Here is a 12896-nt window from a genome sequence, read left to right as displayed (position 1 = left end):
AAAGAATAGATCGGCAATCGTAAGCCCTTTGAATGGACGATCGATGATGGGTAAGAAAAAATTGTCAACAAACTGGTACGTACATCACCAAGATCGGATGGAATGGTATGAATCTCAGGCAGCCGCGATCGATGCAATAGATCTATTTATTGCTAGCTATGAAAATGGGATTTGGAACGATCGAACATCTTATCTGAGCTTGGGTCATGCCGATGGAGAAATTGTAAACAGCGAGCTATTCGATCGTCGCAATTATACTAATTCGATCGTGCGTTCGGAAATCCCTAGTATATTTACGATCGATATATTTATCAAAACTAAAGAAAACTGGATTTTTAAGTACGGCTCGGCTTTACTCCAACAATCGTTGAAAGCTGGCTACGAATGCAATGCTGGATATTTAGCTGAGAGATTAGCATTTGAATATCCTGGTTTTGTAATTAACGAACTGAAATATTCGAGGGTGGATACTCCTAATGAAAGATGTTTTCATGCTTGTGCAAATTATGAATATGCGCACTGTTCTGCCGATCGAGAAAATTACTATATTACGATCGACAATTATCTAGGAAAATATCAATTAATTAAGCTCATAGGTTCTTCTTTAGAATTATCCACAGTAGCAGTGCCGATCGGCTCGCTCGACAATAAAGAAGATTGGATTTTTGAATATGGCTCGAATCTACTTCAGCAGTCATTTATGGCTGGATACGATTGTAACGATCGATATCTTCAAGAAAGAGTTACTCGCGACTATCCCGGCTTTAAAATTAATTATCCAAAATTTAAAAAGGTCGATAGTCCCAGTGAATTCTGTCTTTATGCTTGCTTTGGCTATGAAAATTCTTACTGCTCGTCAAATAGTGAAGACTATTATATTACTATCGATGGTTTCTTGGGAAAATATCAACTAATAAAATCGATCGACACGCCTACTCAAAGATTGGAGCGAAATTTTCCTGTTAAATTGGTCAATAATTCGCTCTTAGAACTGAAGAATCGGCAGTTAAAAAATTCAATGAATTTAATTAAAAGTGCCCTAAGTGCGCCACTTAGTTTAACTCAGGTTATTTCTGTTAGTACTATTACTGGGATGATGATGTATGTGGCGATCGAATATCTACCTAAAATTCTCCGGACGCTCTTCAGTAATATCTAAAAATCGATAATTGAGCTAGATCGGAGCGGCAATCTGGCCTCAATATATCAAGGACTGCTGACGAGATCCGAGTCCAATTTTGAGTTTTCCAATTGTGGGTTGGCTCTCTCCTTGAGAGCATCGGCGATTCGTTTGATAAACCCCGCAGTCGGTACGGCTAGCAGGAGTCCGAGCAGTCCCCCTACTTGAGACCCCGTTAACACAGAAATGAACACAATAGCTGGATTGAGTCCAGTCATGCCACTCATCAACCGAGGGGCGATCGCATTTTCAATAATCTGACCGACGACGATCGCGACTAGCAAAACTTTGAGTCCCAACCAAATGTTTTGGAGAGCCAGCAGCGAGCTAATCACAATAATCGTCAGGGTACCACCAAAGGGAATCAAACTGGCAAACCCAATCGTCAACCCAAATAACAATCCAAACGGTATCTGAAGCAAGAGAAATACCGTCATCAGCGAGACACCTTGAATGGTAGAAACGATCGCTTGACCTGCAAAATAACTCTGAAAACTTTGCTTCAGCGAGTCTTGAATTCGCTCGCGCCAAGGTGCGGGGAGCCAGCTCCACAATCCATTCCATAATGGCTCGCCGCTAAACACCAATAAGATCGTCAACACGAGAATCAACAGCAAATTTAAGGCACTGTTAATCGTCTCTACAGCGAGGAAGATCGCTTTGCGCGAGGCTAGTTGTAGAGTTTGAGTGACTCGCTCGCTCAATCCTGCGGTTAAATTAGTCAGCTCGATCGGAATATCCTGAAAAATCGGCAGCGTACTGAGGCTATCGACTTGCTGCTGTGCGGCAGTCAGCCAAGCGGGTAAGCGGTTGACAAATTCCTGCAATTGTTGAAACACGATCGGCAATAGTCCAAAACCGACCGCGCCTACTAAGGCAATCGCGATAATCAGCACTAACCCGATCGACAAAGCTCTGGGCAGTCCGCGCCGTTCCAAGAAGGCGATCGGATAATCTAGTAAAAATGTTACCAAACAAGCCGTAATGACGATACTAGAAATCGGTTGTAAGAAATGATAGAGCAGCCCAATCAGCCAGCCATTTAGAAAAATCAACGGAAACGCTAAACTAATCTGGAGCCATTGAGGTAGTTTTTGGTAGGAGAGCATTCGATCTTCAGCGGTTGCTACTTCAAGAGGTCTGGGCTTACTTCTATCAGCATAACTTGAATAACAGACGTGATGTGTCAGCAAGTGTCAACGATCGCCCGTTCCCCTCGATCTCGACTCGCTAACAAAATAGACTTTATCGGAAATAGTGAAGAAAGAGTTGACGATCGAGAGATCGTAGCAGATTGTAATTTTAGGCTGCGACTGCCTGTGCTACAGCTCCTTTTTGGCGATGAGTCAATCGAAAATTGTGTAATCCACAGGCTGTTTCCATCACATCATCAGCATAGTGGTCAACAAAGGTTGCGGAACTTATGCACCACGATTTGGCACCGTTTAATGCCACAAATCTGATGATCTACTTCCACCCGCACGTTGGAAATAACTCGGTTGTCTTCCTTTTGCTGCTCCGTGAGCTGTCCGTTACGTGGTTTCTCAAATTCTTGCTGATTTAGACCTGTCAGGCTTTGCAGAATCCTTGATTTGCCCTGAAATTGTGCATATGTGATTTTCATGCTTTGAGCCTTTGCCTGACATTCCCTTGTCTATTCTAGGACTTATTTCTGATAAAGTTTAATCATTTGTTGCATCTACGTTTGGAGTGGGTCAATCAAAGATTTGATAGTTTGTTCTCTGATGAATCGCTTGTACTAATTTGTACTCCCCCAACCGCTAGATACGCCCTGTATTGCACTTCTACAGAGCTTCATGAGATCGATCGCAGTACAATATGTACTGTCATGACAAATGTTACCCACAACCCCAACTGATAAGATAAATTCCGCCACGGTTGGAGTGCTTTGAGATAGCTCACCATGTGAACGATTCGCCCGATGACAAGTAGCGGTAGATAAATCGCCAATCCCTGTGCCCATAGTAAAGTCATTAGGATTTAATAAAGTAAAAGGTACCGACTCCCAAAATATCGCTCTCAAATCTAAGATCGATCGCGAAGATTGCTCACCTCGATGTTCGTGTAGTAAGGAAATTCAATCGCTATAAACAAGGTAAAATGCATTTTATGTCAATCTCGACTACATTATATGCAAAGTAACCTATTCACCGCTGTCTTACTACCATTAGCCCTGTCTTTAGTAATGCTGGGAATGGGTTTGAGTCTGATTCCCGAAGATTTTAAGCGGATCGCTCGTTATCCCAAAGCGGTGGCAGTAGGCACCATTTGTCAGGTGCTACTATTACCCCTAATTGCCCTCCTAATTACCCAAATAGTACCGATGCAACCGACGATTGCTGTCGGACTAATCGTGCTGGCACTATGTTGTGGTGGTCCCTCGTCTAATCTAATTACCTACCTAGCAAAGGGAGATGTTGCACTGTCAGTTTCGCTTACGGCAGTGGGTAGTATTATTACAGTCTTCACGATTCCAGTCTTCGCCAATCTCGCACTCCAGCACTTTCTCGGACAGAATGCCGCGATCGAGATGCCCATCGGTCAGACGATGGGGCAAATTTTCCTGATTACCCTGCTACCAATCGCGATCGGCATGACCGTTCGCCAAAGATTTCCGCACATTGCCAATCGTCTGGAAAAGGTGATGAGCCGCGTCGCCGCTGGTTTGCTCGCATTAATTATTATCCTGCTCGTAGTGCGCGAAGGTAGCAAATTACCTGGATTTATCTTGCAGGTAGGAGTTGGCGTATTGCTGCTCAATGTACTATCAATGCTAGCTGGATTCTCGATCGGTAAAGTGCTAAAGTTACCCCGCTCCCAACAAATCTGCATTGCAATCGAGGTCGGCATTTCCAATGGTACGCTAGCTCTAGCGATTACTGCTGGTCTGCTGAATAACCCCGAAATGGCTATTCCGGCTGCTGTTTATAGCCTGTTGATGTATGTCACAGGATTTGCAACAATCCTCTACGGTAGAAAAGTTGCCATTGCAGAGGGACGAGCCTGATTTTTGTTGGGCGGTAGTAGATCGAGCGGATAAATAGCCCATTCACTCATCATTTAAAATTGCCAACAACTCCAGAAACACACCATTTGTCCAGCCGAAGCCAACTTCGTTAGAACTGTAGCCAAACAGGATTTCTGCCGAAACGTCAGCCGAACAGGCGCAGACATCGTACTTTTCGACCAGGGTGCCAGTGCTGGTAAATTCTTGGACGAGCATAGCAATAAATTTTCGTGCTAACCGCTCGGCATCCTCTTGGTAACCATAACGACGCAAACCCTGCACTGCAAATAGCTGTAACGGTGCCCACCCAAAGGGCGCATCCCACTGGTTGCCGCTGATATGGGTACTGGTTTGCAAACCACCAGGCATTTCAAATCGATCGAGATTTTGGACTACTCGCTGGGCTTGCTCGGTGGAGGCAATTCCCGCCCACAGAGGATAGAAAGTGGTGGCAAATTCATAAGGACGACGATCTCCCGTACTAAAGTTGTAGTCAAAATATTGACCCGCGTCTTCATCCCACAAAAATCGATCGATCCGTTCGTGACGATCGATTGCCCGCTCTCGCCAGGTTTGGGCGGTTTCGGATTGCTCCACGATTTCATAGAGTGTCGCGATGTCCTGCTCCATCTGGTACAGCAACACATTCAGGCAGACGGGCACATAGTGAATGATATCGACACTAAAGGGGCCAAAACGGTTGCTAATATCAAACCCTGATTCGCGCATCGATCGATCGCCTTGATAAAATAAGTCGGTCAGACAATCTTCTTCTCGATCGTAATATAGGGCTAGATCGTAGTCATTCACCTCATGCTGACGGTAATACTCCCGCACGCGATCGTAATGCGTTCTACCGTCCTCATCTTTCTCAGATACTAGCACTTCCGGCGCAGGGCCATGACCTAAGGCATAGTAACGCGATAGTCCCGTGGAGGGGTTCAAATGGGGCGGCACCGTCCAGTAATAGTAAAAACGCTCGACCATCGGTAATAGCGATCTCACCCAGTCTCGATCGTGAGTTTGGGCATATACTGCCAAAATCATCAGCGTTAGTAGTGGCGGCTGAGAGCGCGCTAACTGATAAGTGCGATTGGCATTGAGAATAGTGCCATAATGCTCGATCTCATACACCAATTGTTCGGTCATGCTCCGCGCCAGGTCGATTTCACCATCCCGCAACAGCCCCATCTGAATAAAATAGCTATCCCACCCATACATTTCGTTGAACCTACCACCAGGCACGACGTAAGCATGGGGCAGGTAGAGAAGACCGTGCTCTTGAATTTGGTCTACATCAGCAGGTAGGATGCGGAGATCGATTTGGTTCCATTCTGCTGGTGGGAGGACTTGCTGGAGGGTTTGGGTGACTCGAGCGAAGTCTTCTTGTTGGGAGACATATACGATCCACCTTTGGCCGGAGGTATGTTCGACTTTGATGTCTTTGGCGGCTTGCAGGATGTGTTCTTGCGATCGATATAGGGTTTTCCAGGTACGTTTAATGTAGTCTCGCACCGATTGAATTTGGGTGGGGGTGGGGATTGGGTTTGTAGTGGGGAGATTGGTTAGCATATAAAAAGAGGGGGAGATGGGGGACGGGGGCGATTTTTAAGGCTGTAGGGGCGAGTTTATGCCATCAATTGCGACTGTAATGATAACTAGCGGACAAACCCGCCCTCCTCACCAATAACAGATCGCATGTTATCCACCCTCGATTACCCACCGGACATTCCCGAACGATCGATAATTGCTGGTGGGGTTGGGTGGGTTTGGTTGAGATTTCTGGAATTTTACCGATGGTTGTCTGCATAAACCCATCCCTACAGATTATTGTTAAAGACTATTGACCGATCGCGAGGGCGACTGAAAAATGTGCTAGTGCTTCACCGACGAAAAGTAGGCTAGAAGCAGATTGCAGGGATTGTCCGGTAATGACATTATTCCAATTTGTCGGTGCCGATGGTGGGAGGTGGATACTGGTATTCTGCCAGATGTCCTTGCCGAGGGGGCGTTGTCCTGGCGACACTAAGCCGACAAAGAAACGTGGCGCGATCGAGATGGCCATTTTTCCCTCGAACTGTCGCCCAAAGGCAATAACTCGATCGCTGAATTCGCCTGTTACTTCTAGCGGGAGATAATCGCCTTGCTGGAATAGATCGAGATCTGTTTTTCTGGCTTGCAGTAATTGAAAGGTGAGAAACAGCTTGATTCTGCCGTCGGTTTGGGTGGTGAATAGTTCGTCGATTAGCTCTAAAATATTGCGATCGATCTGCTCCCGAATGTAGGTGAGGGCAGTCTTGCGGCGATCGTAATCTACAGGACGACGGTTATCGGGATCGACTAGATTCAAGTCCCAAAATTCATCGCCCTGATAGAGATCTGGCACTCCTGGTGCGGTATATTTCAACAGCACTTGGGAGAGAGAATTGAGGATGCCATACTCAGCTACTTGACTTTGAAATGGCTGGAATTCGCGCAAGAAGGGGTTAGTTTCTGGCGTAGCGAAGATGGCGTTGATAAAGGCTAAATAGCCCTCTTCATAATTGCTGTCGGGACGCAGCCATGCGGTGTGAACCTTGGCTTCGCGCACGGCTTTGATGGCATAGGCTTTGACTCGATCGCCAAATTCAGCAAACTCACTATCGTTGAATGGAAATGCACCTACTAATGTTTGGTACAGAAAATATTCGTCGTTGCGATTTGGGACAGCTTTACCAGCGATCTTCTGCTTTTTGTCAGCATTCAAATCTGCCCAGACTTTGACTCGCTCGATCCATTCGGTGGGTAGTTCGGAGAGCACATTCAAGCGGGCGCGCATGTCTTCGCCGCGTTTGGTATCGTGGGTGGCGGTGGCATTCATGGAGTGTTGCCAATGCTCGACTTTGTGTTGATTGAATTCATTAAATTGCGAGAGCGAAATACCAAATTGACCGGGATTACCGCCAACTTCATTGAGCGAGAGCAGACGGTTATAGCTGTACAGCAGCGTATCTTCAATCCCTTTAGCCATCAGCGGCCCCGTCAATTGCTGCATTCGCATGATAAAATCGAGCCGATCGCTTTTTTGAGCTTCGGTCAAATAATCTTCACCCTGGCGGAGTAATAGTTGCTCGATATAGTCCAACTCTTTGAGTAACTGCGGCACTTGCTCTCTGGATCTCTCGATCGCCGATTGAATCACAGATCGATCGGCTGCGGTGACTCGATCGGATGCAATATAAGTCCGATAAACTGGAAAAAATGCTAACACTTCTGTTAAAGCGCGCTTTAAACCATATGCAGTAAAGTCACCACCGAGGCGCGTTTGTCCGGCAATCCGTTTGAGTCGATCTGCGAGATTACTGACATCACCTGCTAAATTTGTTTCGATAATTAGGCGTTTTTTATCGACAGCCAGCGTTTCATATTCGGCAAACGATCGAGTAAATGTTGAATAAAATTGTGTTAATTGGTCTTGATGCTTATCACAACAAAATAAGCCATTTACATAATTTAGAAACTCGTAGCCGCTAGTACCTTGAGTCGGCCAATCAGATGGCAGATTTTCAGATAGTTCTAGTATTTTTTCTACTGTAATATAGGTTTCTCCCGTTCGATCGCGCAGTCGCTCTAAATACCGAACGGGATCGTACAAACCATCGATATGATCGATTCGCAGTCCGGTAAAACTACCGTCTTCAACTAATTGAATAATCAGCGAATGAGTTTTATGAAAAACTTTAATTTCCTCAACTTTGACCGAAATCAACTCATTGACGGTAAAAAAACGTCGATAATTAATCTCTTCCGCACCCACCTTCCAATATGAGAGACGATAAAACTGTTCGTTGAGCATTCCATCTAGTAAGTTAAAGCTCTCTGGTTTGCCAACCTCGCCATTAAATGCCAGTACATTAGCATCAAATAACTCCTTAATTGTCTCATTTTGGCTATAGAGTTCCCACAACAGACCTTTGACGAAAGTAACTCGATCGTACAGTTCTCGACCTTTAGCTTCATTGGCAACATTCTTGACTAGATATAAAATACCTAATAGCTTAATAAAATCAGGATGATTTCTACCGATCGATCGCATGATTTGACCTAAGTTATTTGATATAAATCGATTGTAGGATTCGAGTCGAATCGGCAACTTTAAACCGAAATAATTAATACTCAGCCCACTTTCCTCATAGGCCAGCTTTAGATCGCCCTGCTCTAGGCATTCTGCATAAAAATTGCCAAGCAACGGTGCCAACACGCGGGCAGGGATAGTTTCAGAAACTGGTGTCCAATTAATATCAAAATAATCAAATGATTCGGCATCCGGCCCATTTTCTAAGATATCCATCAGCCAGACATTTTGGCTATCGTAAGCCATGTGATTGGGCACAATATCTTGCAACCAACCCATTTGATACTGTTGGACTTCTTTAATTAATTCCGCAAATTCTTCAGCCGTTCCTAGTTCTGGATTGAGTTGGGTAGGATCGATGACATCATAGCCGTGAGTACTGCCCGCTCTAGCTTTAAAAATTGGGGACGCATAGATGTCCGAAATACCTAAATCAGCTAGGTAAGTCACAATCGATCGAGCGAGGGCGAAAGGGTAGTCTTTGTGAAATTGGAGGCGGTAGGTGGCAGTAGGAATTTTCATCATCATCTCATTTATTAACGCTGTAGGTGCAGGTTTATGCAACAAACCCAAATCTGAAAATAACCTTCGTCCAAAGCTGTCTAACTCCACTAGCAACCTGCGGATTTCTTTTTCTAACCCAATTAGAAAGACGAGCTGAAGGTTAAGAGTGTGGAAGGTGGATTTGTACGGAGGTTATCGTTATAATCGCTATCGATCGCATAAACCCGGCATTACAGATCCATGTAGAACTATGTTATGTGGATGTACTTTGATAAAGGGCAAAACTACTAGCTCGAAGCGTAATTGCTCGATCCGAAGAATTTAATGCTTCCGGCATTAATGAACCAGCACCCAACCATTTCTCCTCAGCAGAATCGAGGATTTTTTGCCAGTTACCTGCGGGAATAGTCGGTGCGAATGAGATATCATCCCGATCGAAATTCAACAGACAAAAGATCGCCCCTTCATCACACCAGCGATGGAGTAGCAACACTCGTTCTTCTGGTAATCCGATCGCGTCGAGATTTTGCTTATTTAATTGCCTCAAAGCTGGAATCGTGCGGCGTAATTGAATTAAATGCTGATATAGACTAAACATCACTTGATGTTTCCCTTGCTGGCTGATTTCCCACTGTAATTTAGATCGATCGAAAGCCTCCATACTTTCAGGATCGATGTAGTCTTGCTCTTGATGAAAGTGGGCAAATTCTTTCTTACGTCCAGCACGAACGGCGGCAATTAATTCTGGATCGGTATGACTGACAAAGTACAAAAATGGTGCTGCTTCGGCATATTCTTCACCCATAAATAGGAGCGGAATATTAGGAGCCATAAATAAGGCAGCAGCAGCAACTTTGAGTGCGTCAAATGAGACTAATTGCGATAATCGATCGCCTAAAATTCGGTTGCCAACCTGGTCGTGGTTTTGAATGCAAACTACCATATTTTGCCCAGGCAAATCGCTCGAATCGCTACCGTGCCAACGTTGTCGATCGGGAGAATAATCCCAAGAGTAGACAAATCCTTGCTTGTAGGCTTTGGCTAATTGCTCGAAAGTTCCATAATCTTTGTAATAACCTGACTGTTCGCCCGTGAGTACGGTATGTACGCAATGGTGAAAAGCATCGTTCCACTGCGCATCTAATCCGTAACCGCCTTGCTCGGCTGTACGCGTCAGGCGGACGTCACTGAGGTCATTTTCGGCAATTAGATAAAACGATCTTCCGGCACGATCCGACAGCTCTGCGGTGGCTTCTGCTAGCTCCTGAAGAAAGTGTTTGGCATTGAGATCGAAAATATTGTCGCTAGCATCTATACGCAAACCATCGATGTGGAAAGTTTCTAGCCAGTAGAGCGCGTTTTGAATAAAGTAGTTGCGGACTCCGTAGCTACCAGCACCATCAAAATTAAGTGCGTTCCCCCATAAACATTGAAATTTATCGATATAGTATGGGGCATAATCATCAACGTAGCAGCCTTCGGGGCCAAAATGGTTATAAACCACATCTAGGAACGCGGCTATCCCTTGCTGGTGGCAAGCATCGACTAGTCGTTTGAGGCCATCCACACCCCCGTACGAGTCTTGCACTGCGAAAGGATACACGCCATCGTAGCCCCAATTGCGATCGCCTGGAAACTGCGAGATCGGCATGACTTCGATCGCATTGACACCCAAATTCTTCAAGTATGGCAATCGAGAGACGATCGCGTCAAAGGTACCTTCGGGAGTAAATGTGCCCGTATGTAGTTCGTAAATAATCAGCTCTGCAAGCGGTAGATTCGACCACTCTCGATCGCTCCAAGCAAATGTATCATGTTCGATCGGTTCGGAAGCCCCATGCACCCCTTGGGGCTGAGAATGAGAAGCCGGATCGGGACGCTCTAAATCGCCATCGAGCTGATACAGATAATTAGTACCTGGCGCAATTTGCTCTGTGAGTTGCCAATAGCCAAATTCGATCGGCTGCATCGGCAAAACCCGCTCGCTCGGCGCGACAATTTTAAGAGAAACCTCTTTGGCACTGGGTGCCCATACCGTAAACTGGCAGCGATCGCCACCTACATACCAAGCCCCAACTTTCACGATCGCTTTGCCTTTACTGAAAATATCATTCAAATCTAGGCGATCCGATCTCAAATAAAATCTACCCTAAAGAGGATTTTCGGTCGTCAACTTAAGTGCAACTGAAAATTTCCTCCTGGAACGGTATTTGACAAGCGAACGGTCAGATTTCCCTCCAGCACGACAACGGTTCTTACTACCGCCAGAATACCCCGATCTCTCGCCGACTTCGTTAAGGTAGAAGTGGTGTTATGCCGATCGAGGATCGGTTGTAAAGCATGGGTAATCAAGATCGCGACGCATCCTGGGCTGCTATGATAGATGCCGCATTTGCCATCGTTGCCACCGCATCTCGGACGGTTGCAGCAGACTTGAGCGAATCAGTCGGGACGGTACTTTATCAGTTTGTAGATCGAGGTACGGAAACTATTGGTAAAGCGATCGCGCCGATCGCTGACAATCCCGCGATAAAATGGGCGACCAAGGTGCCAGGAATTAATTGGTTCATGGCTGCGCTGGGTCAGGTGAATGTAGAGATAGTACAGCAAGAAGTTGACACATTGCGGCAACAGTACCCTTTGGATACCCCCGATCGATTGGCGCAGCGAGTTATCGCCGACACTGCTTGGAAAGCCGCCGGAATTGGTTTAGTCACCAATATTATTCCGCCTGTGGCACTAATGTTATTTGCCGCCGATCTAGGTGCGATCTCGGCTTTGCAAGCCGAAATGATTTATCGGATTGCGATTATTTATGGATTTTCGCCCACCGATGTTGCCCGACGCGGCGAAGTGCTGGCGATTTGGAGTTTATCGACTGGAAGTTCGGGCGCGCTTAAGATGGGGTTAAGCTTTGTCGAACTGCTCCCAGGCATTGGTGCGGTAGTGGGTAGTGCTGGCGATGCTACTTTGTTATACACTTTGGGACATCTAGCCTGCCGTTTCTACGAAGCCAAGCAAAAAGCGACATTATCCACATCAAATCGTTCGCAATTATAACGTGAGATCGAAACAAGCTGACTCAATCGAAAATCGTCATGTATTTTCTGTGGAGATCGAATCGGGCCAGTAAAGATTTGGAAGTTTTATTAGCTCGATCGGGTCAAGTAGCGACAATGGTAAGTAGTAACTTCCGACGAGATCGCGATCGCTCTTATGCCTACTAACGAAGATCCTTCTATCCCTGATAGCCTGCATCAACTTGCCATTCAATTAGGACAACCCCTAGATCGGGCAATCATCGATAGCGTCTACCAACACGCTCAAAATCTCCTCAGTCACATTTCACCCACACCCGTGACGCTGGCAAGGGTCGCTGGGGTACTATTGGTTTACCACATCCAAAATCCAGAAGCGGAGGAATTAAAGTGGTTTAACGCCCAGATCGAGCAATGTGTTGATGACGAAGAGGTAGAAGAGTCGATCGAATCGCTTCATCGCATTGATGGCTTGTGATAAAGTTTTATACCATTTTGAATTTTGCGGATGGAATCGCGCTGAGGTTCCCTCAGCGTGCGTTCCACCAAGCAGCGGCTCGCGCTTGCGGAGGGTCCCTCCAGATTGAGCGAGACAGCGACGCAGCTCCCTTCGGGAAGGCTCCGCCAACGAACGGGAGGTTGTCTTGTCTTGACGCACACAACCTGGAGGAAACCTCCAGGTCGATGCGTCGCTGATGCGCTATCCCGGCGGGAAAACCGCCGAGCGCGCATCGCTCCCTCCCGTTTGTGTGCGTCAAGACAAGACAGGATTGCGGATTGAGAAAACCTAAACCAAATCGTTCGGCTAAATGCGACGGATGCACAGGGGTTCTAGCAATTACGTTAAATTGCTGTTAGCGTCATTCGATCGACAATCAGAATTAATAGAAATATGGTTTTTATGGGCATAGAGTAGCTACTACTCACAATTAGCAAAAAGTTCAGCATGTTTTACCTTTGCTGAATCACTTAGGCTAGTCGATCGCCGATCGTGTACCATGATTGAAGATATTTGACGATCGCGCATTGTTG

The 12896-nt window shown here is 46.0% G+C and carries 11 protein-coding genes; 4 read left to right on the top strand and 7 right to left on the bottom strand.

All coding sequences use genetic code 11. From position 1 onward, the window contains the following. The first annotated feature begins 28 nt into the window (after positions 1-28). On the top strand, positions 29-1159 hold the full coding sequence (locus CHA6605_RS15000) for a hypothetical protein (protein ID WP_157259998.1): 1131 nt from the start codon (positions 29-31) through the stop codon (positions 1157-1159). 47 nt (positions 1160-1206) lie between these two features. Here CHA6605_RS15000 and CHA6605_RS14995 read toward each other — a convergent pair whose 3' ends face one another. From CHA6605_RS14995 to CHA6605_RS14985, 3 genes are all read right to left on the bottom strand, one after another. Beyond that, the gene (locus CHA6605_RS14995) at positions 1207-2373 is read right to left on the bottom strand and encodes an AI-2E family transporter (RefSeq protein WP_232432090.1); all 1167 of its coding nucleotides are present in this window, start codon (positions 2371-2373) and stop codon (positions 1207-1209) included. 209 nt (positions 2374-2582) lie between these two features. Beyond that, positions 2583-2804 carry a hypothetical protein gene (locus tag CHA6605_RS35800; RefSeq protein WP_232432089.1) on the bottom strand — a complete coding sequence of 74 codons (222 nt, stop codon included), beginning with the start codon at positions 2802-2804 and terminating at the stop codon, positions 2583-2585. 191 nt (positions 2805-2995) lie between these two features. Beyond that, positions 2996-3175 (bottom strand): MAPEG family protein, encoded by a 180-nt coding sequence (locus CHA6605_RS14985; RefSeq protein WP_051038882.1) that lies wholly within the window; start codon positions 3173-3175, stop codon positions 2996-2998. 157 nt (positions 3176-3332) lie between these two features. Between CHA6605_RS14985 and CHA6605_RS14980 the strand changes: the two genes are divergently transcribed. After that, the gene (locus CHA6605_RS14980) at positions 3333-4208 is read left to right on the top strand and encodes a bile acid:sodium symporter family protein (RefSeq protein ID WP_015160282.1); all 876 of its coding nucleotides are present in this window, start codon (positions 3333-3335) and stop codon (positions 4206-4208) included. A 42-nt stretch (positions 4209-4250) separates the two neighbouring features. On the opposite strand, the gene CHA6605_RS14975 is transcribed toward CHA6605_RS14980, so the two are convergent. The 4 genes from CHA6605_RS14975 to treZ all read right to left on the bottom strand — a co-directional run bounded on the left by CHA6605_RS14975 (position 4251) and on the right by treZ (position 10909). Further along, on the bottom strand, positions 4251-5780 hold the full coding sequence (locus tag CHA6605_RS14975) for a trehalase family glycosidase (protein WP_015160281.1): 1530 nt from the start codon (positions 5778-5780) through the stop codon (positions 4251-4253). Positions 5781-5844: 64 nt separating this feature from the next. Continuing rightward, complete coding sequence (locus tag CHA6605_RS34195) at positions 5845-6018, bottom strand: hypothetical protein (protein WP_015160280.1); 174 nt, start codon at positions 6016-6018, stop codon at positions 5845-5847. A 30-nt stretch (positions 6019-6048) separates the two neighbouring features. Continuing rightward, the gene (gene treY / locus CHA6605_RS14970) at positions 6049-8844 is read right to left on the bottom strand and encodes a malto-oligosyltrehalose synthase (RefSeq protein ID WP_041548104.1); all 2796 of its coding nucleotides are present in this window, start codon (positions 8842-8844) and stop codon (positions 6049-6051) included. A gap of 235 nt (positions 8845-9079) precedes the next feature. Continuing rightward, positions 9080-10909, bottom strand: coding sequence for a malto-oligosyltrehalose trehalohydrolase (treZ, locus tag CHA6605_RS14965; RefSeq protein ID WP_041549425.1), 1830 nt, complete (start codon positions 10907-10909; stop codon positions 9080-9082). A 257-nt stretch (positions 10910-11166) separates the two neighbouring features. On the opposite strand from treZ, the gene CHA6605_RS14960 reads away from it, so the two are divergent. Further along, positions 11167-11886 (top strand): EcsC family protein, encoded by a 720-nt coding sequence (locus tag CHA6605_RS14960; protein WP_015160277.1) that lies wholly within the window; start codon positions 11167-11169, stop codon positions 11884-11886. A 156-nt stretch (positions 11887-12042) separates the two neighbouring features. Beyond that, positions 12043-12342, top strand: coding sequence for a hypothetical protein (locus CHA6605_RS14955; RefSeq protein WP_015160276.1), 300 nt, complete (start codon positions 12043-12045; stop codon positions 12340-12342). Positions 12343-12896: the final 554 nt, after the last annotated feature.

The organism is Chamaesiphon minutus PCC 6605, assembly GCF_000317145.1.
Classification (GTDB): domain Bacteria; phylum Cyanobacteriota; class Cyanobacteriia; order Cyanobacteriales; family Chamaesiphonaceae; genus Chamaesiphon; species Chamaesiphon minutus.
Note: the sequence above shows the minus strand (reverse complement) of the source record. Positions and strands in the feature narration are given on the sequence as shown.